Source organism: Mesorhizobium sp. GbtcB19, assembly GCF_019091085.1.
Classification (GTDB): domain Bacteria; phylum Pseudomonadota; class Alphaproteobacteria; order Rhizobiales; family Rhizobiaceae; genus Mesorhizobium.
Map to the genome: position 1 here is coordinate 194,426 of NZ_JAGXJY010000007.1, position 23,288 is coordinate 217,713.

24 protein-coding genes are annotated in these 23,288 nt (G+C 64.9%); 4 read left to right on the top strand and 20 right to left on the bottom strand.

The window, feature by feature from the left end:
- The 5 genes from KVT37_RS15055 to tesB form a co-directional block, all read right to left on the bottom strand.
- A complete protein-coding gene (locus KVT37_RS15055; RefSeq protein WP_217574278.1) occupies nt 1-2,673 on the bottom strand; it encodes a DNA translocase FtsK in 2,673 nt (890 codons plus the stop codon).
- 197 nt (nt 2,674-2,870) lie between these two features.
- The gene (locus tag KVT37_RS15060; RefSeq protein WP_217574280.1) at nt 2,871-3,149 is read right to left on the bottom strand and encodes a hypothetical protein; all 279 of its coding nucleotides are present in this window, start codon (nt 3,147-3,149) and stop codon (nt 2,871-2,873) included.
- A 390-nt stretch (nt 3,150-3,539) separates the two neighbouring features.
- Nucleotides 3,540-4,727, bottom strand: a complete 1,188-nt coding sequence (locus KVT37_RS15065) for an ammonium transporter (RefSeq protein WP_217574468.1) — start codon at nt 4,725-4,727, stop codon at nt 3,540-3,542.
- 205 nt (nt 4,728-4,932) lie between these two features.
- The gene (locus KVT37_RS15070; protein WP_006327120.1) at nt 4,933-5,271 is read right to left on the bottom strand and encodes a P-II family nitrogen regulator; all 339 of its coding nucleotides are present in this window, start codon (nt 5,269-5,271) and stop codon (nt 4,933-4,935) included.
- 247 nt (nt 5,272-5,518) lie between these two features.
- Nucleotides 5,519-6,382 (bottom strand): acyl-CoA thioesterase II, encoded by an 864-nt coding sequence (gene tesB, locus KVT37_RS15075; protein WP_217574282.1) that lies wholly within the window; start codon nt 6,380-6,382, stop codon nt 5,519-5,521.
- A 103-nt stretch (nt 6,383-6,485) separates the two neighbouring features.
- Between tesB and KVT37_RS15080 the strand changes: the two genes are divergently transcribed.
- Nucleotides 6,486-7,763: a ubiquinone biosynthesis hydroxylase gene (locus tag KVT37_RS15080; protein WP_217574470.1), complete on the top strand. Its 1,278-nt coding sequence runs from the start codon at nt 6,486-6,488 to the stop codon at nt 7,761-7,763.
- A gap of 394 nt (nt 7,764-8,157) precedes the next feature.
- Here KVT37_RS15080 and KVT37_RS15085 read toward each other — a convergent pair whose 3' ends face one another.
- From KVT37_RS15085 to KVT37_RS15095, 3 genes are all read right to left on the bottom strand, one after another.
- On the bottom strand, nt 8,158-8,688 hold the full coding sequence (locus KVT37_RS15085) for a hypothetical protein (protein WP_217574284.1): 531 nt from the start codon (nt 8,686-8,688) through the stop codon (nt 8,158-8,160).
- 118 nt (nt 8,689-8,806) lie between these two features.
- Nucleotides 8,807-9,163, bottom strand: a complete 357-nt coding sequence (locus KVT37_RS15090) for a YciI family protein (protein WP_217574286.1) — start codon at nt 9,161-9,163, stop codon at nt 8,807-8,809.
- On the bottom strand, nt 9,160-9,384 hold the full coding sequence (locus tag KVT37_RS15095) for a hypothetical protein (RefSeq protein ID WP_217574288.1): 225 nt from the start codon (nt 9,382-9,384) through the stop codon (nt 9,160-9,162). The genes KVT37_RS15090 and KVT37_RS15095 overlap by 4 nt, the downstream gene beginning before the upstream one ends.
- 212 nt (nt 9,385-9,596) lie before the next feature.
- Here KVT37_RS15095 and KVT37_RS15100 point away from each other — a divergent pair, with 212 nt between their 5' ends.
- Nucleotides 9,597-10,022: an OsmC family protein gene (locus tag KVT37_RS15100; RefSeq protein ID WP_217574290.1), complete on the top strand. Its 426-nt coding sequence runs from the start codon at nt 9,597-9,599 to the stop codon at nt 10,020-10,022.
- A 208-nt stretch (nt 10,023-10,230) separates the two neighbouring features.
- Here the strand turns inward: KVT37_RS15100 and KVT37_RS15105 are convergent, their stop codons facing one another.
- From KVT37_RS15105 to KVT37_RS15135, 7 genes are all read right to left on the bottom strand, one after another.
- Complete coding sequence (locus tag KVT37_RS15105) at nt 10,231-10,863, bottom strand: YceH family protein (protein ID WP_217574292.1); 633 nt, start codon at nt 10,861-10,863, stop codon at nt 10,231-10,233.
- A 234-nt stretch (nt 10,864-11,097) separates the two neighbouring features.
- The gene (locus tag KVT37_RS15110; protein WP_217574294.1) at nt 11,098-11,877 is read right to left on the bottom strand and encodes a succinate dehydrogenase iron-sulfur subunit; all 780 of its coding nucleotides are present in this window, start codon (nt 11,875-11,877) and stop codon (nt 11,098-11,100) included.
- Nucleotides 11,877-12,311, bottom strand: a complete 435-nt coding sequence (locus KVT37_RS15115; RefSeq protein WP_217574296.1) for a DUF3052 family protein — start codon at nt 12,309-12,311, stop codon at nt 11,877-11,879. The genes KVT37_RS15110 and KVT37_RS15115 overlap by 1 nt, the downstream gene beginning before the upstream one ends.
- 2 nt (nt 12,312-12,313) lie before the next feature.
- On the bottom strand, nt 12,314-14,140 hold the full coding sequence (gene sdhA / locus KVT37_RS15120; RefSeq protein WP_217574298.1) for a succinate dehydrogenase flavoprotein subunit: 1,827 nt from the start codon (nt 14,138-14,140) through the stop codon (nt 12,314-12,316).
- A gap of 4 nt (nt 14,141-14,144) precedes the next feature.
- Complete coding sequence (gene sdhD / locus KVT37_RS15125; protein ID WP_217574300.1) at nt 14,145-14,540, bottom strand: succinate dehydrogenase, hydrophobic membrane anchor protein; 396 nt, start codon at nt 14,538-14,540, stop codon at nt 14,145-14,147.
- Nucleotides 14,537-14,962 carry a succinate dehydrogenase, cytochrome b556 subunit gene (sdhC, locus tag KVT37_RS15130; RefSeq protein WP_217574302.1) on the bottom strand — a complete coding sequence of 142 codons (426 nt, stop codon included), beginning with the start codon at nt 14,960-14,962 and terminating at the stop codon, nt 14,537-14,539. The genes sdhD and sdhC overlap by 4 nt, the downstream gene beginning before the upstream one ends.
- Before the next feature lie 227 nt (nt 14,963-15,189).
- Nucleotides 15,190-15,693: a hypothetical protein gene (locus KVT37_RS15135; protein WP_217574304.1), complete on the bottom strand. Its 504-nt coding sequence runs from the start codon at nt 15,691-15,693 to the stop codon at nt 15,190-15,192.
- 244 nt (nt 15,694-15,937) lie between these two features.
- Between KVT37_RS15135 and KVT37_RS15140 the strand changes: the two genes are divergently transcribed.
- Nucleotides 15,938-16,294 carry a hypothetical protein gene (locus KVT37_RS15140; RefSeq protein ID WP_217574306.1) on the top strand — a complete coding sequence of 119 codons (357 nt, stop codon included), beginning with the start codon at nt 15,938-15,940 and terminating at the stop codon, nt 16,292-16,294.
- Here KVT37_RS15140 and KVT37_RS15145 read toward each other — a convergent pair.
- Nucleotides 16,278-17,480, bottom strand: a complete 1,203-nt coding sequence (locus KVT37_RS15145) for a diguanylate cyclase (protein ID WP_217574308.1) — start codon at nt 17,478-17,480, stop codon at nt 16,278-16,280. The two genes, KVT37_RS15140 and KVT37_RS15145, sit on opposite strands and share 17 nt — an antisense overlap.
- Nucleotides 17,481-17,874: 394 nt before the next feature.
- A complete protein-coding gene (locus KVT37_RS15150; protein ID WP_217574310.1) occupies nt 17,875-19,071 on the bottom strand; it encodes a diguanylate cyclase in 1,197 nt (398 codons plus the stop codon).
- A 164-nt stretch (nt 19,072-19,235) separates the two neighbouring features.
- Between KVT37_RS15150 and KVT37_RS15155 the strand changes: the two genes are divergently transcribed.
- Nucleotides 19,236-19,541: a hypothetical protein gene (locus KVT37_RS15155; RefSeq protein ID WP_217574312.1), complete on the top strand. Its 306-nt coding sequence runs from the start codon at nt 19,236-19,238 to the stop codon at nt 19,539-19,541.
- A gap of 61 nt (nt 19,542-19,602) precedes the next feature.
- On the opposite strand, the gene leuC is transcribed toward KVT37_RS15155, so the two are convergent.
- The 3 genes from leuC to KVT37_RS15170 all read right to left on the bottom strand — a co-directional run bounded on the left by leuC (nt 19,603) and on the right by KVT37_RS15170 (nt 23,060).
- Entirely contained in the window at nt 19,603-21,012 is a 1,410-nt protein-coding gene (leuC, locus tag KVT37_RS15160) for a 3-isopropylmalate dehydratase large subunit (protein ID WP_217574314.1), read from the bottom strand.
- A gap of 452 nt (nt 21,013-21,464) precedes the next feature.
- The gene (locus KVT37_RS15165; protein ID WP_217574316.1) at nt 21,465-22,115 is read right to left on the bottom strand and encodes a class I SAM-dependent methyltransferase; all 651 of its coding nucleotides are present in this window, start codon (nt 22,113-22,115) and stop codon (nt 21,465-21,467) included.
- A 132-nt stretch (nt 22,116-22,247) separates the two neighbouring features.
- Entirely contained in the window at nt 22,248-23,060 is an 813-nt protein-coding gene (locus KVT37_RS15170; RefSeq protein WP_217574318.1) for an amino acid ABC transporter permease, read from the bottom strand.
- Nucleotides 23,061-23,288: the final 228 nt, after the last annotated feature.

A 23,288-nucleotide genomic window follows, 5' to 3' on the forward strand; every position in this document is an offset into this window, starting at 1 on the left:
CTAAAACTTGTCCTCTTCGGTTGGCACCAAGATCTCGCGTTTGCCGGCATGGTTGGCCGGGCCGACAATGCCTTCCTTCTCCATCTTCTCGATGATCGAGGCGGCGCGGTTGTAGCCGATGCCGAGCCGGCGCTGGATGTAGCTGGTCGAGGCCTTGCCGTCCCGCAGCACCACTGCCACAGCCTGGTCGTAGGGATCGTCGGAATCCTCGAAATTGCCGCCGCCACCGCCGCCGGAACCGCCCTTCGCCGACGGACCGTCCTCGTCCTCTTCCTCGTCATCCTCGGTGATGGCGTCGAGATATTCCGGCACGCCCTGCAGCTTGAGGTGCCCGACGACCTTCTCGACCTCGTCGTCGGAGACGAACGGCCCGTGCACGCGCTGGATGCGGCCGCCACCCGCCATGTAGAGCATGTCGCCCATGCCGAGCAGCTGCTCGGCGCCCTGCTCGCCAAGGATGGTGCGGCTGTCGATCTTGGACGTCACCTGGAAGGAGATGCGGGTGGGGAAATTGGCCTTGATGGTACCGGTGATGACGTCGACCGACGGACGCTGCGTCGCCATGATGACATGGATGCCGGCCGCGCGCGCCATCTGCGCCAGGCGCTGCACCGCGCCTTCGATATCCTTGCCGGCCACCATCATCAGGTCGGCCATCTCGTCGATGATGACGACGATGTAGGGCATCGGCTCGAGATCGAGGTCCTCGGTCTCGTAAATCGCCTCGCCGGTCTGGCGGTCGAAGCCGGTCTGCACGGTGCGCGAGATTTTTTCGCCCTTTTTCTCCGCTTGCTGAACGCGTGCGTTGAAACCGTCGATGTTGCGCACGCCGACCTTGGACATCTTGCGGTAGCGGTCCTCCATCTCACGCACGGTCCATTTCAGCGCCACCACCGCCTTCTTCGGATCGGTGACGACCGGCGTCAAGAGATGCGGGATGCCATCATAGACCGACAGTTCGAGCATCTTCGGGTCGATCATGATCAGCCGGCATTCCTGCGGCGTCAGCCGGTAGAGCAGCGACAGGATCATTGTGTTGATGGCGACCGACTTGCCCGAGCCGGTGGTGCCGGCGACGAGCACGTGCGGCATCTTGGCGATGTCGACGATGACGGCTTCGCCGTTGATGCTTTTGCCAAGGGCGAGCGCCAGCTTCATCTTGGTCGTCTCGAAGTCGCGGCTGGCCATGATCTCGCGCAGATAGACCGTCTCGCGCTTGGCATTCGGCAATTCGATGCCAATGGCGTTGCGGCCGGGCACGACGGCGACGCGGCAGGCGATCGCGCTCATCGAGCGGGCGATGTCGTCGGAAAGGCCGATGACGCGCGAGGACTTGATGCCGGGCGCCGGCTCCAGCTCGTAGAGGGTGACGACCGGACCTGGGCGGACATGGATGATCTCGCCCTTGACGCCGAAATCCTCCAACACGCCTTCGAGCAGGCGCGCATTCTGCTCCAGCGCGTCCTTCGAAAGGCTTGCATCCTTGGCGATGTTCTTCGGCTCGGAGAGGAAATGCAGCGACGGCATCTCGAACGTGTCCGACCCGATCAGCGACGTCTGCGCCTCGCGCTGAACACGTGATCCGGGCACGGGACGCGCCGCCGGCGCGGCGACGCGGGTCGCGGCGTCCGAGCGGAAATTCTGCACCTTGGCGCCTGCGCCGCGCCGCTGGACAGGCGCTTCGTCGTCGAAGTCGTCGAGATCGACGTCTTCGTCCTCTTCGTCATAGATGTCCTCATCGACCGGATCGACCGAGGCGCTGCGGTCGTTGACCATGGCGGCGAAGAATTCCGGCTCGACGCGGGCGCGGCCGCCCGGGCTCATGCGGGACTCGGCGAACTCGGCCGATTCGACCCGCTCGGCGGCGCGCCGCCAGGCGCTGGCCTTCGGCTCCATCGGCGGCTCGAACTCGTCGCGCTCCCGCCTGCGGCGCGCGGCGCGGCGATGCAGGAAGGCGCGGAACGACAGCCACCAATGGGTGACGGCGCCGAGCGCCAGTATTCCCTCGTCGCCCTCGTCCTCATCCTCGTCGAACAGCATCTCGTCCTGCTCGCGCGGATCGGGCTGGGCGGCGCGCTCCATCACGGCAAAGCCGTTCTTGCGGGCAATCAGCGCCGAGCCATAGGCGAAAAGCCACAAGGCCGGAGCGGCAAGGATGAGCGCGATGATGCTGGCAAAGAGGCCCTTCGGATAGCCGCCGACGGCGATGCCGGGGATCTTCAGCACCATGTCGCCGAAGACGCCGCCGAGGCCGGTGGGCAGCGGCCAGGTGTTGGGCGGCGTCACGCAGCCGGCGATGGCCGCGGCAAGAAGCGCGAAGCCGAACCAGGCGAAGCCGCGCTTCGGCAGTTTGTCGACGCCGCGCGCCGAAAACAGAAGGAAGCCCCAGATCACCGCCGGCACCAGGCCGGCGACGGCCGCGAGGCCGAAGAACTGCATGGCGAGATCGGAGAACACCGCGCCCGCGTAGCCCATGGCATTGGTGACGACGTTGCTGGTGGCGTGCGAGAAGCTCGGATCGGCGACGTTCCAGGTGGCCAGCGCCGCGATGCCGAAGGCGGTGAACAGGAACAGGCCGGCCCCGACCAGCCGCCCGACCTGGCGCCGCGCGAATGCCTGGATGCCGTGCCCCGTATCGGTCAGCGCGAGCGGTGCTGAAGCGCCTGAACGCATGCCTCTTCCCCGTAATCGTTGCCTGGCCGGGCGCGTGGCGCACCTCGGCAGATTCGAACGCCAGACTATCGGGGGGAAGGTTAAGGCCGCATTAACCATGGCCTTTTACCGGTACGAAGGTGGCAGGCTTTGCAACCTGCCACCCCCTTCATGAATGACAAAACGGTCAGGCCCGTGCAGACCCGACCTTCGGCACATCACTTGCTGGCGCCGCCATACGCCTTCAGGTTGGCGCAGAATTCGGCGTGAGGCTTGCTCATCGCCGCGTCCTGGCATTCCTTCATCATCATGTCCTGCTTGTCCTTCGGCGTCGCCGCCCAGGCCGCCTTGAAGTCGGCTTCCGGCTTCATGGTCTTCATGCTGGAATCGGTGAAGAACGGGGCCATGTTGTCCGGCTCATCGAGAGCACCGGCAAGTGCAACGCCGCTGATCATCGAAAGAGCCATTGCTCCCAGGAAGATGTTCTTGATGTTCATCAGGTGGTTCCTTCCCTTTTTTGTTTAACGATCGCCAGAACGGCGGCCGCAATCCCAGTACGGATCTGGAAAGCCCGATGTTTCTTCCTGCCGGCGCATCACGCGAACGTGATAATGTCGAAAAACGATTCTCCGCCCGGCGCACCAGTACGAACGATTTTCCAAAAAAAGGAGGCCCGGATTGCTCCGGGCCTCAAGGCGTGAGCCCCTTGCGGAAGCGTCACGACGGGATCTTGGGAGGAATTCCGGGCCGGCGGGAGGAGGATCCGCCGGCCCTCGGGCAATTCCAGGAAAATGTGAAACGGGTTTCCCGTCCGGAATTGCCCCAAGCAAGTAGCGGAGCGGCTCTGCGTTTCCGTGAAACGATGAACCGCTCCGGCAAAGCCGGCCTTACGGCACCACTTCGCCGTGCTGGGTGACGTCGAGACCTTCCACTTCTTCCTGGGTCGACGGACGCAGGCCGACGAGCGCCTTGACGATGTAGAGGATCACGAAAGTGGCGACCGCGGTCCACAGGATGGTGAAGGCGATGCCGTAAAGCTGCTTGCCGACCGAAGCGTCCTTGCCGAGCGCGTTGATCGCCGGATCGGCGAGCGCGCCGGTGAGCAGGGCGCCGACGATACCGCCGATACCATGCACGCCGAAGGCATCGAGCGAGTCGTCATAGCCGAGCGCATGCTTGAGCTTGACCGCCGACAGGTAGCAGATGACGCCGGCGAGAATGCCGACGATGAAGGCGCCGGTCGGGTTGACGAAGCCGGAAGCCGGCGTCACCGCGACGAGGCCGGCGACGGCGCCCGAGATGATGCCGAGCACCGAGGGCTTCTTGGCGACGATCCATTCGGCGAACATCCAGGCCAGCGCCGCGGCGGCGGTGGCGACCTGCGTGTTCATCATCGCGGCGCCGGCGAGGCCGTCGGCCGCCAGTTCCGAACCGGCGTTGAAACCGAACCAGCCGACCCACAGCAGCGAGGCGCCGATCACCGAATAGACGAGATTATGCGGCGCCATGTTGGTGGTGCCGTAGCCCTCGCGCTTGCCCAGCACCAATGCGCAGACCAGGCCCGCGACACCGGCGTTGATATGGACGACCGTGCCGCCGGCGAAGTCGAGAACGCCGGCCGTGCCGAGGAAGCCGCCGCCCCACACCCAATGCGCGATCGGCGCGTAGACGAAGACCAGCCACAGGCCCATGAAGAGCAGCAACGCCGAGAATTTCATGCGCTCGGCGAAGGCGCCGGCAATCAGCGCCGGCGTGATGATGGCAAAGGTCATCTGGAACATCGAGAAGACGAACTCGGGAATGTTCGAGACTCCCGGCAGCCAAAGCGTCGAAACCGTGATGCCGTGGTGGAAGAAGCGCGAGAAGCCGCCGATATAGTTGTTCAGGCTGGAGGAGTCGTTGGTGGTGAAGGCGAGCGAATAGCCGAACATGAACCACAGCACCGTCACCAGGCAGGTGATGGCGAAGCTCTGCATGATGGTGGCCAGCACGTTCTTCTTGCGCACCATGCCGCCATAGAACAGCGCCAGGCCGGGAATGGTCATCATCAGCACCAGCGCCGTCGAGGTCAGCATCCAGGCGGTGTTGCCGGTGTCGAGGACCGGGGTCGGCGCGGGCGCCGGAGCGGTGGTCGTGGCGGCCGGCGCGGCTGTCTGCGCGAAGGCTGCGACCGAGCTCAAGGCTGTGAACGCGAACGCCGCGAGGGCGGCAGCGCGTCCCGTCGTCTTCGAGGTGGAAGGAATATTCATTGAACTCTCCGTTGGAATAGCTGGTCGCCGCTCAGAGCGCGTCGGTGTCTGTTTCGCCGGTGCGGATGCGCACTGCCTGGTCGATGCCGAAGACGAAGATCTTGCCGTCGCCGATCTGGCCGGTCTTGGCGGCCGCGGTGATGGCTTCGACGGCCTTGTCGACCATGTCGGCGCCGACCGCGACCTCGATCTTGATCTTGGGCAGGAAGCTGACCGCGTATTCCGCGCCGCGATAGATTTCCGTGTGTCCCTTCTGACGCCCGTAGCCTTTCACTTCGGTGACGGTCAGGCCCTGGATGCCGACGGCGGTGAGCGCTTCGCGCACCTCGTCGAGCTTGAACGGCTTGATGATTGCCATCACGATTTTCATAAGGTTTCACCCTTTGCTGTTGCGGTCCCCCGCGATTGCACGACTTCGCCGATCCCGTGGGGAGCCGGAGAGTGCACAACAGGATTCAAGCTCCGTGCCAATTGCCGAAACGGGCGTTAACCTGTTGTAAACAAAGGGAGCGAGTGCCCTGTGCCCAATTTTGCGGCGCAGGAACGCGAAGGCGAATGATTAAAAAGTAGGCAGAATTTGAGAAATGCCTGTTTAGCAGGCTAAACGCGAAACCGGCTCAGCGTTTCAGCCGGATCAGGCCTTCCTGGGCGACCGAGGCGATCAGCGTTCCGTCGCGAGCGAACAGCGAACCGCGCGTGAAGCCGCGCGAACCTTGCGTCGACGGGCTGTCCTGATTGTAGAGGATCCAGTCGTCCAGCGAATGACTGCGGTGGAACCACATGGCGTGGTCGAGGCTGGCGGCCTGGATGTCGCGGTCGAAGATGGCGCGGCCATGCGCGAAGGTCGAGGTGTCGAGCAGCGTCATGTCCGAAAGATAGGCAAGCACCGCCGCCTGGATGGCGCGGTTTTCCGGCACCGGGCCGGTGGTGCGGATCCAGATGTTCTGCTCAGGCTCCAGTTTCTCGCGGCTGGTGTAATGCTTCAGCATCACCGGCTTCATCTCGATCGGCCGGTCGCGCTCCCAGTAGCGCTTGATGCCTTCCGGCACCGCCTCGCCGAATTTTCTCAACAGCTCGCGCTGGGAGAGCAACGTGTCGGGCGCCGGCACGTCGCGCGGCATCGGCAGCTGATGCTCCAGCCCGACCTCGTCCTGCTGGAACGACGCTTCCAGCGAAAAGATCGCCTGGCCATGCTGGATCGCCACGACGCGGCGCGTGGTGAAGGAGCCGCCGTCGCGGATGCGGTCGACCTCGTAGACGATCGGCAGCTTGGTGTCGCCCGGCCGCATGAAATAGCCGTGCAGCGAATGCACGTGACGTTCCGGCTCGACGGTGCGCTGCGCGGCGACCAGCGCCTGCGCGATGGTCTGGCCGCCGAAGACGCGCTGCCAGTCGACCTTGGGGCTGCGACCACGATACAGATTGTGTTCGAGCTGCTCGAGGTCGAGAATGTCGAGAAGCTCGTCCATGGCCGCCGTCATGTTTGAAATCCTTCAAAGATGTGCCATGGCCGGTTTCGGACAGGACGTGCGGGCAGTCAAGGCCGCAAACGGCAGCCGGCCGAAGCCGCGAAAGGAAGATGCCATGGTCGACCGCAAGCCGGATGGAGCTGGGGCGAACGGAAACCGCGAGGCACCGCTGGACGTGCTCATCGCCGGCGCCGGCTATGTCGGGCTCACCGCCGCCGTGTCGTTGAAGCAGGCGCGCCCTAGCCTCGCCATCGCCATCGTCGATTCCGCCCCCGCCGGCGTCTGGCAGCGCGACGGCCGCGCCTCGGCCGTCGCAGCGGCCGCCAGCCGCATGTTGGAACAGCTCGGCGTCTGGGAAGAGATCGCGCCGGAGGCACAGGCGATCACCGAAATGATCATCACCGACTCGCGCGCCGCCGACCCGGTCCGCCCGGTATTTTTGACCTTCGACGGCGAGGTGGCGCCGGGCGAACCCTTCGCCCATATGGTCGCCAACCGCGACTTGAACGGCGCGCTGCGCCGGCGCGCCGAAAAACTCGGCATCGATATCATCGAAGGCATGGCGGTCAGCGCCTTCGACACCAATGGCGCCGGCATCACCGTGCACCTGGCCGATGGCGCGGCGCTGAAGGCGCGGCTGCTGGTCGCCGCTGACGGCGTCAATTCGAAGCTGCGCGACATGGCCGGCATCAAGACGGTGAAATGGGAATACGGCCAGTCCGGCATCGTCTGCACGGTGGCGCATGAGCGCCCGCACAACGGCCGCGCCGAGGAGCATTTCCTGCCCGCCGGTCCGTTCGCCACACTGCCGCTGAAGCCGGACAAGGATGGCACCAACCGCTCGTCGATCGTCTGGGTGGAACGCACCGAAGATGCCAAGGCGCTGGTCGAGGGCGACGAGTTCGTCTTCGAGCATGATCTGGAGCAGCGCTTCGGTCTCAAGCTCGGCGAGATCCGGGTCGCCGACAAGCCCCGCGCCTGGCCGCTCGGCCTGACGCTGGCGCGGGCCTTCGTCGCGCCGCGCATCGCGCTCGCCGGCGACGCCGCGCACGGCATCCACCCGATCGCCGGCCAGGGCCTCAATCTCGGCTTCAAGGATGTGGCAGCGCTGGCGGAAGTCGTGGTCGAGGCCGACCGGCTCGGCCAGGACATCGGCGCCCTCGACGTGCTCGAGCGCTACCAGCAATGGCGCCGCTTCGACACGCTGCAGATGGGCGTCACCACCGACGTGCTCAACCGGCTGTTCTCCAACGACATCGGCCCGCTGCGCGCCGCGCGCGACCTCGGCCTCGGGCTTGTCGAGCGCATGCCGAAGCTGAAGGAATTCTTCATTCGCCAGGCTTCGGGCCTGTCCGGCGACACGCCGAGGCTGCTCAAGGGCGAGGCGATCTGAACTATATTGCAGTGACGCCGAAGCCTAAACGACGTCGTCATCCACGGGCGGAGCGACGCGAAGCGGAGCGCAGACCCGAGGATCCATTCCGTGACCTTGACCGAAGAGTGCAGCCGAACAGAATTCCGCACGCAGCAACGCGTTGAGGTAACGGCATGGATTCTATGGTCTGCGCCGCGTCGCTTCGCTCCTTGCTCCGCCATAGAATGACGAAGCGACAGGCGTTCCAGCCAATCGCCGAGGCAGGCGATCCGACCGCCGCCGCGACGCCGAAAATTCAGGTCAGGCCGAGCCGAAAATGGCGGATTCCGAGAACCGGAGCGGAGCGTACTTCTCGTACGTGAGCACCGGAAGCGCAGGAAGCCGGCATTTACAGGCCGGCCTCACCTGAATTCTAGTTGACCTCGAAACCCAGCTTCTGCCTTAACCTCAACATCCGCTGATCAGCGATCTTGAGGCTCTGCTCGCCGCCCTGCGCGACGCGGTTCAGCATCTTGAGCAGGTCGTCGCGCTCATGCGGATCGAGGCGCTCGAGCAGGAAGGGCGCCAGCTTGTCGATGACGATCGTCGTGTCGTCGACCTGCGCCGCCGCCCATTTGGCGTAGACGACGGCCTCGTCGGTCTTCTTCGGACTTTCGGCGATCTGCGCGATCACCTCGCGCAGCACCGCCTCGCGCTTCGGCAGCACCGGTCCTTGCTCGGCGACGATCGCGGTGATCAGCGTCGCGGCCGCCACCACCGGATCGTCGATCGCCGTCAGCGGCGACAGCGCCGCCTGCTTGCGCAGTTTCTTGCGCCGCATATTGCCTTGCACGCGGCCGACGACGTCGGCCACCTCGCGCGCGGCGTCGCTCATATATTTCAGCCGGTACCACCAGATGGCGGCCGCTCCAAGCAGGCCAAGTATCGCAATAAGAATAGGCATGCCGAATTTCCCCGAAATCGCGGTGACGATAAGAGAAGCGCGGCATTGCTTCAACACGCAACGGTTGCGACCGGTGAAGAAAGGCTGAACATCGCGCCACAACCGCGATAAGGCGGCATCATGAACCCGGTATGTCGTAGATCGCCCGGACCTCGACCGTGCCGAGCTCGGCCAGAGGAATGCCTTCCGCGATCTTCAGCGCCTCGGCAAGGTCCGCCGCCTCGACCATGACGAAGCCGAGCAACTGCTCCTTGGTCTCCGCGAACGGCCCGTCGGTCACCAGCGCCTTGCCCTTGCGCCGCCTCAGCGATTTCGATGTCTTCACCGGCTGCAGCGCCTGCGCGATGATCAGCTTGCCCTGCCGGTCGAGCTCCCTGTCATAGGCGAGCGAGTCGGCATCGAGCTTGGCCCCTCGTTCCGGCGTCAGCGCGAAGAGGTCCTTTTCCTCGCCATAGACCAGCAGGACATATTTCATTTCAGGCTCCCTTCCGTTGATGATTTATAGGCGGCGAAGGCGGCGGTGTCAGTTTTGCTTGCCGTCGCCGCGTGATCGAGCAGGCATGCCGCGATGCCGATGATGGCGATGGCCGCCGCCAGCCGGCCGAAGCCCGGTACCGGCGGATCCAGCCAGAATTCTTCCGGTCGCCGGGCCTTTCGTCCGGGCGTACCCCAGATCGCAAGAAACAGATTGTCCATCTTCAAATCTCCATCGGTCATGAGTGGCCGCCCGCAGGACGGTCGGGCCGATGGGAAGTCGACATTTTTGCGCGGACATTTTTTTCGAGAAACTTCGTGTCCCGCCAAACATAATCATATCAAGCCATGGATGGTCTTCCTCCGCGCCCGCGCTATAGTTTGCGGGAACGTCGGCGCCCGCCGGCGCAACCCCGACAGACCAGGAGGACTCCATGGACCGCACCGCAAACGCCGTCTGGAAAGGCAATCTGACGGAAGGCAAGGGCACGCTCGACACGCAGAGCGGCGCGCTGAAGGCCGCACCCTATTCGTTCAAGGCGCGCTTCCAGGACGAGAGCGGCAAGTCCGGCACCAATCCGGAAGAGCTGATCGCCGCCGCACATGCCGGCTGCTACGCCATGCAGCTGTCGCATTTCCTGGCCGAGAACGGCACGCCGGCCGCCGAGCTCGACGCCAAGGCGGTGGTGACGCTGGTGCCCGGCACCGGCATCACCGGCAGCGCCATCACTCTGGTCGGCAAGGTGCCGGGCATCGACGCCGCGAAGTTCAAGGAACTGGCCGAGAAGGCCAAGGCGGAATGCCCGGTGTCGAAGGCGCTAGGAGCGATCAAGGTGTCGTTGGACGCGAAGCTGGGGTGACTGGTTTGGGAGGGCCGCGATCCTTCGCCCCCCTCTCTGCCCTGCCGGGCATCTCCCCCTCAAGGGGGGAGATTGGCAGTTCCCGCGCCTCGCTCATCCGGCAACGTTGGAAATTGGCGAAAGCCGGCGTGACATCTGATCTCCCCCCTTGAGGGGGAGATGTCCGGCAGGACAGAGAGGGGGGCCTCGCGCCAACCTTTCCAGCGAGCTATAAACCCAGCGCCTCGACTCTCGCCCGCAAAGCCGCGAGCTCTTCCTCCAACGCCTTGACGCGCGCTTCGAGATCAGCATCCGCAGCAGTCGCCGTTGGCTGCCAGGGCGCCGCCACCGCCGCCGCTTCCACCGGGCCACTCAGCAAATGCACATAGCGCTCCTCGCGCTGCCCGGGCGCGCGTTCGAGCAGCTGGATCAGCGGCGGCCGGCGGCCGATCATCAGGTCGAGATTGTCGCGCAGCTCCTCGATCGAGGCAAAGCGCGCCATACGTTCAGAGCGGGCAAGCAATTCATGCGCCGTCTGCGCGCCGCGCAGGAGCAAAAGCCCGATCACCGCGATCTGCGGCGTGGTCAGCGAAAAGCGCTGCGCCATCAGATGCTCGTAGCGCTCGACGCGCGAGGCGAAGGCCTGGCGCACCAGCCCCTTCTGCTCGAGCGAGCTCAGCGCCCGCCTGATCTCGGTCAGCTCCAACGCCATCACCGGCTCGCGCGCCGTCTTCTGGTTGGCCGCCTGGTGCGCGCCGTTGAGCGTCAGCGGATAGACGTCCGGCGTCAGCTCCTTCTTCTCGATCAGGGAGCCCAGCACGCGCGCCTCGACGGCGGAGAGGATGGGGAGATCTTCGCTCATTGAGTTGCCTATCCTTTTGAGGCTGGAGGGACAGCACCCCCCTCTGTCCTGCCGGACATCTCCCCCGCAAGGGGGGAGATCAGCAGTTGCAGCGCCGCTCGCCCATTGTTGCAACGCTGGAGATTAGCGAAAGCCGAAATGACAGCCAATCTCCCCCCTTGCGGGCGAGATGTCCGGCAGGACAGAGGGGGGTGTGAAGGAACGCTGCGTTGGCCGTGAGCGAGTCCACCAACGCTAAACCCTTCTCTCCACCATCATCTTCTTGATCTCGGCGATCGCCTTGGCGGGGTTCAAGCCCTTGGGGCAGGTCTGCGCGCAGTTCATGATGGTGTGGCAGCGATAGAGCCGGAACGGATCTTCCAGATTGTCGAGCCGCTCGCCCGTCGCCTCGTCACGGCTGTCGATCAGCCAGCGATAGGCCTGCAGGAGCACCGCCGGACCGAGATAGCGGTCGCCGTTCCACCAGTAACTCGGGCACGACGTCGAGCAGCAGGCGCACAGGATGCATTCGTACAGCCCGTCGAGCTTCTCGCGGTCCTCGTGGCTCTGCAGCCATTCCTTCGCCGGCGTTGGCGAGACCGTCTGCAGCCAGGGCTGGATCGAAGCGTGCTGGGCATAGAAATTGGTGAGGTCCGGCACCAGGTCCTTGATCACCTCCATGTGCGGCAGTGGATAGACCTTCACCGCGCCTGAAATGTCGTCGGCGCCCTTGGTGCAGGCCAGCGTGTTCGAGCCGTCGATATTCATGGCGCAGGAGCCGCAAATGCCTTCGCGGCAGGAGCGGCGCAGCGTCAGCGTCGGGTCGATCTTGTTCTTGATCCACAACAGCGCGTCGAGAACCATCGGACCGCAATCGTCCATGTCGACGAAATAGGTGTCCATGCGCGGGTTTTCGTCATCGTCCGGCGACCAGCGGTAGATGCGGTATTCCCTGAGGTTCGTCGCGCCTTCCGGCTTCGGCCAGGTCTTGCCCTGCTGGACCTTGGAATTTTTGGGAAGCGTGAGTTCGACCATTACCTGCGGTCCTTTCGGATGACGAGCTTCAGCCCGGACCAGATTTCGTTGACGGCGGCGACCTTGACGTCGACGAGGTCGCGCCTCAGCGCCTCCGACCGGATGACGTCCTCGGTGACGTCGGTCGGCACCTTCGAGGCCTTCTTCGGCCACGAGACCCAGACCATGCCGTCGCGCTTGATCGCCGCCTCTATGCCGGCCAAGCCGTCCTCGATCTCGGCGCGCTGCCGCGTGAAAGCGTGCACGGCATCGTATTTCCGGCTGCCCGAGATCGCCGACCATTCCGCGAGCCGGTCGACGCCGGCAAAGGAAACGGCTTCCGTAAGAGCGTCGAGCTCCGGCGGCAGCGCAATGAAGGCGGCAACCATGCCATCCTTCAGGCCGAGCTTGGCCGGAAGGGGCGTGCCGGAATATCCCGTTGCCGCCTGCGCCATGGTCAATACACCCTGGCCTTCGGCGCGATCTTGGCCAGGCTGATGCCGCCGTCCTTCTCCGCCAGCAGCGGCTCGGTATGCACCGGCCGGTAGGTCAGCGTCACCTTGCCGTCTTCGCTCAGATGGGCCAGCGTATGCTTGCGCCAGTTGGCGTCGTCGCGCTTGTCGAAATCCTCACGCGCATGCGCGCCGCGGCTCTCCTTGCGCGCTTCGGCGCCGTGGACCGTGGTGATGGCGTTGGCCATCAGGTTTTCCAGCTCCAGCGTCTCGACGAGGTCGGAATTCCAGATCATCGAGCGGTCGGTGACCTTGATGTCCTTGAGCTCGCCCCAGAGTTCCGAAATGCGCTTGCAGCCGTTCTCGAGCGATTCCTGCGTGCGGAACACAGCGGCGTCTTCTTGCATGGCGCGCTGCATCTTCTCCCTCAGCACCGCCGTCGGCGTCGAGCCGTTGGCGTTGCGCAGCCTGTCGAAGCGCTCCATGATCTTTTCGACCGAGGCTTCGTTGGGCGACGGGATCGCCGACTTGCGGTCGATCACCTGGCCGGCGCGGATAGCCGCGGCGCGGCCGAACACGACGAGGTCGATCAGCGAGTTGGAGCCAAGCCGGTTGGCGCCATGCACCGAGGCGCAGCCGGCCTCGCCGACCGCCATCAGGCCGGGCGACACGCGGTCGGGGCTGTCGGCCGTCGGGTTGAGCGCCTCGCCCCAGTAATTGGTCGGCACGCCGCCCATGTTGTAGTGCACCGTCGGCAGCACCGGGATCGGCTCCTTGGTGAGGTCGACGCCGGCGAAGATCTTGGCCGATTCCGAGATGCCCGGAAGCCGCTCATGCAGCACGGCCGGATCGAGATGGTCGAGATGCAGGAAGATGTGGTCCTTCTTCTTGCCGACGCCGCGGCCCTCGCGGATCTCCAGCGTCATGCAGCGCGAGACGACGTCGCGCGAGGCAAGGTCCTTGGCCGACGGCGCGTAGCGCTCCATGAAGCGCTCGCCCTCGGAATTGACCAGATAGCCGCCCTCGCCGCGCGCGCCTTCGGTGATCAGGCAGCCGGCGCCATAGATGCCGGTCGGGTGGAACTGAACGAACTCCATGTCCTGCAGCGGCAGCCCGGCTCTGGCCGCCATGCCGCCACCGTCGCCGGTGCAGGTATGCGCCGAGGTGGCGGAGAAATAGGCGCGGCCGTAGCCGCCGGTCGCCAGCACCACCATCTTGGCCGAGAAGCGGTGGATGGTGCCGTCGTCGAGGTTCCAGGCCACGACTCCGGTGCAGGTGCCGTCCGGCTCCATGATCAGGTCGAGCGCGAAATACTCGATGAAGAACTGTGCGTTGTTCTTCAGCGACTGGCCATAGAGCGTGTGCAGGATGGCATGGCCGGTGCGGTCGGCGGCCGCGCAGGTGCGCTGCACGGGCGGGCCGTCGCCGTAATTCATCATGTGGCCGCCGAACGGCCGCTGGTAGATCTTGCCTTCCTCGGTGCGCGAGAACGGCACGCCATAGTGCTCGAGCTCGTAGACCGCGGCCGGCGCCTCGCGCACCATATATTCCATGGCGTCGACGTCGCCCAGCCAGTCCGAGCCCTTGACGGTGTCGTACATATGCCACTGCCAGGAATCCGGGCCCATGTTGGAGAGCGAGGCGGCGATGCCGCCCTGCGCGGCAACGGTGTGCGAGCGGGTCGGGAACACTTTGGTGATGCAGGCGGTGCGCAGGCCCTGCTCGGCCATGCCGAGCGTGGCGCGCAAGCCGGCGCCGCCGGCGCCGACGATCACGACATCGAATTTGTGGTCGACAAAATTATAGGCGGAAGCCGTGTTTGCGTTGGCCAAGACGTCAGCCTCCGAATGCCAGTTTGAGCAGGGCAAACAGCGATGCGACGCCGACTGCCACGCAGAAGAAGGTGTTGAGGGCGATCACCGCGAGCTTCAGGCCTTCGCCATGCACATAGTCCTCGATGATGACCTGCATGCCGAGCCGCATGTGGTAGAGGCCCGATATCAGCACCAGCGCCAGCATCAGCGCCACGAAGGGATTGGCGAGCGCCGCCCGCACGTCCGTGTAGCCGTGACCGTTGATCGCGATCAAGAAGCCGACGAAGAACAGAAGCAATGGGATGTTGGCGATCGCCGTCAGCCGCTGGCGCCAGAAATGCAGCGTGCCTTCGCGCGCCGAGCCCAGGCCGCGCACCTTGCCGAGCGGCGTGCGCATATCGTTGTTGGAGCCGCTCATACCAGGCCTCCGCGCGCCATGTATCCGGCGATCCAGATCAAAAGGGTGAGCACGACCGAACCCACGAGGGTCGCCCAGGCGATCTTCGAGGCGGTGTGCTTTTCCAGCCCGGCGCCGGTGTCCCAGATGAGGTGGCGCAACCCGCCCAGCATGTGGTGCATCAGCGCCCAGGTGTAACCGAACAGGACCAGCCGGCCGAGCCAGGAACCGAAGGCCCAGTTGACCCAGTCGAAGGTGGCCTGCGTGCTCGAAGCGGCGATCAGCCACGCCGCCACCAGCAGCGTGCCGAAGTAAAGCGCGCCACCGGTGATGCGATGGATGATCGACATCGTCATGGTGATCGGCGGCCGGTAGATCGTCAGATGCGGCGACAGCGGCCGTTCACGTCTGGCTGCTGCGCGGGTGGCTGGTGATTTGCTCATGGCTGCCCCAGTTCGGCGTCCTGGATGCCGCTACCGAAGAGCAGCGTTTGCCGCCTTCATATATGGCCCCGGACAGCCGGTTTCTAATGCCCTTTTTGCACCGCGTCAAAGCCGGAAAATCGTTTTGGAAAAGTCATTTAGTCTGACAAATTGGCGCTCGCGCGCTTCAATCGATTAGCGGCTGTCTTGAAGCCGGCGTAGCGTTTCGCTGCAGTCAATAAGCAGCACTACCTTCGACAAGTCTGCGGCGTGGATCCTCGCTTCATCACCAGCGCCTCGCGCCCGTCGATCACGATTGCGTCATGCGTCACCGCTTCCTGGTAGCGGCTGCTCTGATTGGCGGGCGAGGCCGCGAATTCCTCGGTCGTGCCGTCCGGCCGCACCACGCGCAGCGCCCTGCCCAGGTTCTGGATGGTGATCATGCCGCCATTGCCGCATCTGTAGGTGGCCGTGCCGATACCGGATCGCGGCGCGGTGAGGTCGGTGACGATCTTGGTTGGCGGCGCGGCGGGCGGCGCCACGGTTTTGGCTGCCGCAGGGACTGGGGCCGCCGGCGGCGCTGCAAGCATCGGCGCCGCCGCCGGTGCGGCGGATTGCTGGACCGGAGTGGGGGTGACCACCGGCGCCGCGGCACTGGCAGCCTTCGGCGCGTTGTCCTGCGGCACGCAGGCAGCGGCCGCGAGAAGCAGCGGGATGGTGATCGACAACCGAACCGTTTGGCCAAAGCGCATAAGCTGCCCCTTTCGTGCGCGGCACGCTAGACATGCCGCGCAGCAAGATCAAGTTCACCCGGAGTGAGCCGGCTCCGTGCCTGCCCCTGCGGCGGACAAGAACCCGTCCCTCGAAAATTAACCATGTTCCTTAAGAACCGGCGCCAAAAGCCTCCTGCCTCTTAACAAAGGTTAAGAAACAGTTAATTTTCTGATTCGAACTGGATTTCCAGGCGCGACCGCGCGCCGATCAAGGGAGAGCGACATGCGTTCGAACTCAGGGCGGGCAAGCGTTGCCGCAGCGGCGCTGGCGGGACTGGCGATGGCAATCGCCGCGCCGGCCGAAGCGGGGCTGCGCCATCACGACCGCGTCTATGCCGATTCCTTCGGCAATCTCGTCATCGACAGCGCCGCCGGCTACAAGCGCATCATCGTCGGCGAAGGCAAGCTTGCGAAGCAGCTTTCCGAATACACCAGCGCCGGCCAGCCGGCCGTGGTCTATGACAATGCCGACGAGCCGGGCTCGCCCGGCTGCTACCAGCCGCCGGTGCTGGTCAAGGGCCGTTCCTATATGTACGGGCTTTCCGACGGCGAGATGCCCAATCTCAGCCCTTGCCGTTGAACACCGTCGGCGTCTGGCGCCGCCGCAGCGCGCCTGACACGCGCACGCAGTCGCGGCCGGCATTCTTGGCTTCGTAGAGCGCGGCGTCGGCGCGCCGCAACAGATCGGCAAACCCCTCGTCGGTGGCCAATTCCGCCACGCCGAAGCTCGCGCTGCAGCGGTGGTCGGCCGGCAGGCCTTCGATCGGCAGGGCGCCGAAGGCGTTGCGCGCGCCCTCGGCGAACAGCCGCGCCGCCGCGAGATTGGTGCCTGGCAGGATGATGGCGAACTCCTCGCCGCCGATGCGGCCGGCGACATGATGTTCGGCGGCCGCCTCGCGCAGGAAGCCGGCGAAGGTCTCGATCACGCGGTCGCCGGAGGCATGGCCGTAGCTGTCGTTGATGCGCTTGAAGTAATCGAGATCGGCGATGACCAGCGCCACCGGCACCCCGCGCCGAACGGCGTCCCGCATGGCAAGGTCCGCGTGACGCTCGAAGCCGCCGCGGTTGAACAGCCGCGACAAGGCGTCGGTTTCCGATTTCGAGGTCGCCTCGTTGAGCACGTCGCGCACCAGCACGGCCAAGGCTAGCAGTGCCAGCGCCATGCCGAACACGGTACCGAGCGACTGCGACACCAGCGCGTAGCTGGTCTGGACATAGGCCTGCGGATTGGCGCCCCAGCCGCCCAGCGCACCCGCGATGAGCGGCTTGGAGGCGAACTGCACCGCACTGGCGCCGAGCACCAGCGCGAGCAGATGATCGAGCCGCGCAAGCCTTTGCCGGGAAGAGAGCACGACGCCGAGCGCGGCGAACTGCATGATGGCGTAAGGCAATTGGTAGGCCATCATGCGCGTCAGCGAATGGCGCGGCAGGTCCTGCACCAGATAGACCGCCACCGAGGCAACGACCAGGAAGCACAGCATCGGCACCCAGGGCGGCCGCACGCCGTATTTATGGGCGAGCCCGCCATTGAAGGCGATGGTTGCGCCGAGGAACACGGCAAAGGCGGCGACGACCGGCAGCCTTGCATCCGCGAAGGCCGGGATGCTGAACTCGATGGCGAAATAGGCCATGCCGAGCAGGTAGCTGAAGGCAAGCCAGCGCGCCGAAACCCGCCCGGTGTCGTAGACGGCGATCGCCATGAACGCCGCCGCCAGGAGGCCTGCGACGGACAGGTTGATCATCAGGATGAAGTCGGCGCTGCCCATATCTTCCTTCGTCGGACGTTGCGGACAGAAAAGCATCGACGGGCGAAAATCGCGTTAACGCCGGCTATATTGGGGAGCCGCAGGCCTTTGCGATTTGGACATAAGTCCCGTCCTGTCGTCAGAGCATTTGGAACGCCGCTTAGAGGTCAATGGCAATCGCCTGGTTCCACGATTGGCCGAGCCATCCCTCCGATCGTCATCCACGGGCGAAGCAAGGAGCGAAGCGACGCGCGCAGACCCGAGGATCCATTCCGTTATTTTTGAGAGCCGCTCACGGTGCAGAATTCTGCCCCGCTGCATTCTTCAGCGAAGGTCACGGAATGGATCCTCGGGTCTGCGCTCCGCTTCGCGTCGCTCCGCCCGTGGATGACGAAGGCGCGGGAGTCCACTTGTATCACTCGACGGCGAGCGGCACGGCGACAAACGTCGTTTCGGGTCTCTCATAGGAAAGCCGCACGCTGTCGCGGCCGTTCTGCTTGGCCTTGTAGAGCGCCTCGTCGGCGCGCCGCATCAACGGCATCAGCCCTTCCTTGCCGGTGCGCGCGGCGACGCCGAAGCTTGCGGTGACCCTGGTGCCGGGCGGCAGGCCGTCGACCGTGCCGGCAGAATAGAAGGCGCGGATCGCTTCGGCAAAGAGCCTGGCGGCCGCAAGGTCGCTGAGCGGCAGAAGCACGGCGAACTCTTCGCCGCCGATGCGGCCGGCGGCTCCGCGCGCGCCGGTGGCGGAACGCAGCTTGGCGGCGAAGTCGGCGATCACCCGGTCGCCGGCCTCATGCCCGTGCCGGTCGTTCAGCGCCTTGAAATGATCGAGGTCCGCCAGCACCAGGGCGACCGGAAAGCCGGCCTTGCCGCACTGGTCGAGCAGTTGGGTCGCCCGGTCCTCGAAGCCGCGGCGGTTGAGGATGCCCGAGAGCGGATCGGTGTGGGTCTCCGCCTTCAGCGCCCGCATCACATCGAGCGCCGCCGCGGTGAACAGGCAAAGCGCAATCAGCAGCGACAAAAGCGCGTGCGAAAGCAGCGCCGTCGTCCAGTAGGACGAGCCATAGAAGCCGTCATAGCTGGGGAACGGGCCGTGCGCGATGACGACGATCAGCGTGCGGACGACGAAGTTCAGCCCCGACAGCAGCGACAGCACGAACAGGATCTTTTCGGTCGGGCCGTTGTTGCGCACCGTTCTCAGTTCCGCGGCGACCAGCAGGCTGAGCGCGCCGAAGCCGAAATTCATGACCAGCACGCGCCAGGTGAGGTCCGGCTGGACGAACATGAACCAGCAGAAGGCGGCGAGCCCGCCACCGGTCACTACGCCGATGCCGACATAGGGCACGCGCCGCCCGTAGCGCGCGACGATCGCGCTGGAAAGGCAGCAGGCCGCGATCGTGAAGCAGATGTTGGAAACGAGCTTGGTCAGCGCAAGGCCGATCGGCAGCGTGAAATATTGCAGCAGGAAGCCCGGCGCCGACAGGCAATAGCTGGCGGCGAGCGCGGCCAGATACGGACGATGGCGCTGATAGGACCACAGCACGAGGAACGCAGCGCCAAGCGCCAGCGCTATCGTCGGATTGAGCAGCGCTATGAGCAGACCAGTGTCCAAAGGACTGCGACTTTCCCCAACTTACCCAACGGGAGATACTAGGACTTAAGCCCAAACAAGCGGTTAAGCCCCAGGCCAAATACGTCGCGAAACCATGGGGAACCGGCCCTGCCGGAGCGGCGTTGTCCGGCCAGACTGGAGACGCCAGCCAGGAGACAATTGCGATGGCCGGCACGATCACCTTGACCGATCACGATGAAATCCGTTCCTGGGCGGCGGCGCGGGCCGGCTTTCCGGCCATAGTCGATGTATCGCCCGAACCTGGCACGCAGGCCATGCTGCGCCTGGTCTTCGACCAGCAGGCCTATGAGGACGAGGACCGACCGGAACGCCCGCCCAATGCCGGCGGCTACGAGCTGGTCGAGTGGGACGAATGGTTCAAGATCTTCGACGACAGCCAGCTGGCGTTGGTCGTTGCCGCCGACGAACCCGGCCGGCGCGAGGAATTCCACGAGATCGTTCGCAGGTAGGATCGTTGAAGGCAAAAGGCCCGGACGATGCGTCCGGGCCTTCGGCGTTTGAAGCTGGCGATTATTTCCAGTCGCGGATGTCGACGAAGTGGCCGGCGATCGCCGCCGCCGCCGCCATGGCCGGCGACACCAGATGGGTGCGGCCCTTGAAGCCTTGCCGGCCCTCGAAATTGCGGTTCGAGGTCGAGGCGCAGCGCTCATGCGGCTTCAGCCGGTCGTCATTCATGGCCAGGCACATCGAGCAGCCCGGTTCGCGCCAGTCGAACCCGGCGGCGAGGAAGATCTTGTCCAGGCCTTCGGCCTCGGCCTGTTCCTTCACCAGGCCGGAGCCCGGCACGATCATGGCGTTGACGCGCGGATTGACCTTCTTGCCCTCGACAACCTTGGCGGCGGCGCGCAGGTCCTCGATGCGACCATTGGTGCAGGAGCCGATGAACACGCGGTCGAGCTCGATATCGGTGATCTTGGTTCCCGGCGTCAGCCCCATATAGTCGAGCGCGCGGATCTTCGACGAGCGCTTGTTCTCGTCAGTGATCTCTTCCGGATTGGGCACGATGCCCTGCACCGAGACGACGTCCTCGGGCGAGGAGCCCCAGGAGACGATCGGCGGCAGTTTCTGGGCGTCGAGCACGACGACTTTGTCGAAATGCGCGCCTTCGTCCGAACTGAGCGTCTTCCAATAGGCCATCGCTGCGTCCCAGGCCGCGCCCTTGGGCGCGCGCGGCTTGTCCTTGACATAAGCGAAGGTCGTCTCGTCCGGCGCGATGAGGCCGGCGCGAGCACCGCCCTCGATCGACATGTTGCAGATCGTCATGCGGCCTTCCATCGACAGCGAGCGGATCGCTTCGCCGGCATATTCGATGACATAGCCGGTGCCGCCGGCGGTGCCGATCTCGCCGATGATGGCCAGGATGATGTCCTTGGCGGTCACGCCTTCCGGCAACTGGCCGTCGACGCGCACCAGCATGTTCTTGGCCTTGCGCTGGATCAGCGTCTGCGTGGCGAGCACATGCTCGACCTCCGACGTGCCGATACCGTGCGCCAAGGCGCCGAAGGCGCCATGCGTGGAGGTGTGGCTGTCGCCGCACACAATGGTCATGCCGGGCAGCGTGAAACCCTGCTCCGGCCCGATGATGTGGACGATGCCCTGGCGGATATCGTTCTCGGAATAATATTCGATGCCGAAATCCTTGGCGTTCTTGGCCAGCGCCTCGACCTGGATGCGGCTTTCCTCGTTCTTGATGCCGAACTTGCGCTCTGGCGAAGTCGAGACGTTGTGGTCGACCACGGCCAGCGTCTTTTCCGGATGGCGAACTTTCCTGCCGCTCATGCGCAGGCCTTCGAAGGCCTGCGGGCTGGTGACCTCGTGCACGAGGTGGCGGTCGATATAGAGCAGGCAGGTGCCGTCGTCCTGGCGATCGACCGTATGGTCGTCGAAGATCTTGTCGTAGAGGGTGCGCGGTGCGCTCATGTGCGTAAATCCGTCGATATGAGAATGGGAAAAGCACGCCGGCAATCCGGCGCGACGACTGCGATCGGTCGGCTCAGCTAAGTCGGCTGGTCAGCGCGCCGCAAACGCGCGCGGAGAAACGCGACGGCAGGCGCTTTCTGTCCTGCAGCACGAAACCCTTGTAGGCCGGATCGCTGAAAAGCTTTTCCATGGCGGGGTAGATAGCAATGTTTTGGCTTTTCGGCAATTAGCGGCGGGGACCTGGTTTCCTCGCCCCACGAAGTGGGGAGAGGTGGCCCGGCGAAGCCGGGACGGAGAGGGGGCTGCGCAGTGCTCGGATGTATCCGGGCCCGATGCTGCTCCCGAGCTTCAACCCTCAAACGGCTTTGACATCGCGGAGGGCGCCCCCCGCTCCGTCCCGGCTTCGCCGGGCCACCTCTCCCCCGCCTAAAGCGGGGGCGAGGAACTGGCGCTCAAACCACCTCGAACACAAACGTCTTCACCAGCGCTTCCGGATCGCCGATGGCGTAGCAGCGGAACCATGGGCTCTGTTCGACGAGCCGCCATTTCCCTGCGCGCTCCAATTCGTCGAACACCGCCTGGAAACCGCCGCTTTCGAAAACCTTGTCGCGCACGGTGAAGATGGCGTGGCCGCCGCTCTTCGTAATGCGCACCAATTCATGCAGGCCGGCCGCCGGCGCATGGCCGATGGTGAAGACGCCGGTCGAGAAGAAAGCGCGGAAATGCCGGTCGGGCCAGGGCAGCGGGCCGCCGAGCATTGCTTTCTTCAATTCGTTGTAAGCCGGCTTGTTATCGGCTTGGCGGCTGCCGGCGAGCTTCAGCATGTCGTCGGAAAGGTCGAGCCCGGCGATGTCGGCATAGCCAAGCGCCTTGAGCGACGGCCCCGATAGCCCCGTGCCGCAGCCGGCATCGAGCAGCGGGCCTTCGCCCGCCGGTACGTGCCGCGCCACCCAGGCGGTGATCAGGAACGGCAACAGATAGCCGAGCGAGGCGGTTTCGCCGTCATAGGTCGCTGCCCAGTCGGCATAGGCCTTGGCCAGGCCTTCCGGCGTATCGGCCGTATAGACGGAATCCAGCGCCGCATTGGCCTTGTCGAAATTCATGGGCGTCTCCTCCGCCGTTTGCATGTCGGCCAAGGTAGAGCAATTCCAGGAAAAGTGGGAACCGGTTAGGTTCGGCGCCTTCGCCGGAGCCTTCCGTCCGGAATTGCGTCAAAACAAAGAGATGCCAGCCGGCTATTCCTGATGCTGCCGTCGCAGCCGCTGCTCCAGCGCCCTGAGCGCCAGCGACAGGCCGACGGTGAGGATCAGGTAGATATAGGCGACGATCGAATAGGTCTCGAAGAAGCGAAACGAGCCGGCGGCATAGACCTTGCCGATCTGGGTGATGTCGGCGACGCCGAGCACCGAGACCAGGGAGGAATCCTTGACCATGGCGACGAAATCGTTGCCGAGCGGCGGCAGGATGGTGCGGATCGCCTGCGGGAACACAATCAGCCGGAAACGCTGCACGCGGCTCAGCCCGAGCGCCTTGGCGGCCTCGATCTGGCCTTTCTCGACCGACTGGATGCCGGCGCGGAACACTTCCGAGATGAACGCCGAATAGCCGATGGTCAGCGCCATGATGGCGCGCCACAAAAGCGAGACGTCGCGCACCAGCAGTTCGCCAATCAGGCCGGCGCTTTGCAACGGCGCGGTCAGCGCGTTCCAGGCGGCGACGACGGCCGGCGCGCCGGCAAAGGCGATCCAGAACAACAGAACCAGGATCGGCACGCCGCGGATGATCTCGACATAGAAGCGAGCGATCTGGCGCAGCCACTGCGATCCCGACAGCGCCATCAGCGCGATGCCGAGCCCGAGCGCGGAGGCGAGCGCAAAGGCGACCGCGGTGACGAAAATGGTGATGCCGATGCCCTTGGCGACGGTGGCGAAGACCTGCGCGTAGAGATCGCTGGAGGCGATGGCGAGCGCCGCGGCGAGCGCAAGGACGAGCGCGGCTGCCAGCCACCAGGGGAATTCGGATTTGGCGGAGGACGCGGGCGATGCCATTAGGCGATGCCGGTGGAGCGGACGTCCCGAGAGGATAGCGCCAAGGCCCCCCTCTCTGGCCTGCCGGCCATCTCCCCCTCAAGGGGGGAGATTAGCAGTTTGAGCTGCTCCGCGCATTCTGCGACGTTGATAGTTGGCGAAAGCCGGCGCGACATCCGATCTCCCTCCTTGAGGGGGAGATGCCCGGCAGGGCAGAGAGGGGGGTGAAGGAATGAGGCCTTTGCGGAT

Coding starts and splice junctions, on each gene's coding strand:
- KVT37_RS15110 (WP_217574294.1), bottom strand. CDS start 11,877: ATGGTCGAACTCACGCTTCCCAAAAATTCCAAGGTCCAGCAGGGCAAG.
- KVT37_RS15105 (WP_217574292.1), bottom strand. CDS start 10,863: ATGAGCGAAGATCTCCCCATCCTCTCCGCCGTCGAGGCGCGCGTGCTG.
- KVT37_RS15155 (WP_217574312.1), top strand. CDS start 19,236: ATGGCCGGCACGATCACCTTGACCGATCACGATGAAATCCGTTCCTGG.
- KVT37_RS15170 (WP_217574318.1), bottom strand. CDS start 23,060: ATGGCATCGCCCGCGTCCTCCGCCAAATCCGAATTCCCCTGGTGGCTG.
- KVT37_RS15115 (WP_217574296.1), bottom strand. CDS start 12,311: ATGGCGCAGGCGGCAACGGGATATTCCGGCACGCCCCTTCCGGCCAAG.
- KVT37_RS15070 (WP_006327120.1), bottom strand. CDS start 5,271: ATGAAAATCGTGATGGCAATCATCAAGCCGTTCAAGCTCGACGAGGTG.
- KVT37_RS15100 (WP_217574290.1), top strand. CDS start 9,597: ATGGACCGCACCGCAAACGCCGTCTGGAAAGGCAATCTGACGGAAGGC.
- KVT37_RS15085 (WP_217574284.1), bottom strand. CDS start 8,688: ATGCCTATTCTTATTGCGATACTTGGCCTGCTTGGAGCGGCCGCCATC.
- KVT37_RS15095 (WP_217574288.1), bottom strand. CDS start 9,384: ATGGACAATCTGTTTCTTGCGATCTGGGGTACGCCCGGACGAAAGGCC.
- sdhD (WP_217574300.1), bottom strand. CDS start 14,540: ATGAGCGGCTCCAACAACGATATGCGCACGCCGCTCGGCAAGGTGCGC.
- KVT37_RS15140 (WP_217574306.1), top strand. CDS start 15,938: ATGCGTTCGAACTCAGGGCGGGCAAGCGTTGCCGCAGCGGCGCTGGCG.
- KVT37_RS15090 (WP_217574286.1), bottom strand. CDS start 9,163: ATGAAATATGTCCTGCTGGTCTATGGCGAGGAAAAGGACCTCTTCGCG.
- KVT37_RS15165 (WP_217574316.1), bottom strand. CDS start 22,115: ATGAATTTCGACAAGGCCAATGCGGCGCTGGATTCCGTCTATACGGCC.
- tesB (WP_217574282.1), bottom strand. CDS start 6,382: ATGACGGCGGCCATGGACGAGCTTCTCGACATTCTCGACCTCGAGCAG.
- KVT37_RS15065 (WP_217574468.1), bottom strand. CDS start 4,727: ATGCTGACCTCGACGGCGCTGGTGCTGATGATGACCATTCCCGGCCTG.
- KVT37_RS15080 (WP_217574470.1), top strand. CDS start 6,486: ATGGTCGACCGCAAGCCGGATGGAGCTGGGGCGAACGGAAACCGCGAG.
- KVT37_RS15060 (WP_217574280.1), bottom strand. CDS start 3,149: ATGAACATCAAGAACATCTTCCTGGGAGCAATGGCTCTTTCGATGATC.
- KVT37_RS15145 (WP_217574308.1), bottom strand. CDS start 17,480: ATGGGCAGCGCCGACTTCATCCTGATGATCAACCTGTCCGTCGCAGGC.
- sdhC (WP_217574302.1), bottom strand. CDS start 14,962: ATGAGCAAATCACCAGCCACCCGCGCAGCAGCCAGACGTGAACGGCCG.
- KVT37_RS15055 (WP_217574278.1), bottom strand. CDS start 2,673: ATGCGTTCAGGCGCTTCAGCACCGCTCGCGCTGACCGATACGGGGCAC.
- leuC (WP_217574314.1), bottom strand. CDS start 21,012: ATGAGCGCACCGCGCACCCTCTACGACAAGATCTTCGACGACCATACG.
- KVT37_RS15135 (WP_217574304.1), bottom strand. CDS start 15,693: ATGCGCTTTGGCCAAACGGTTCGGTTGTCGATCACCATCCCGCTGCTT.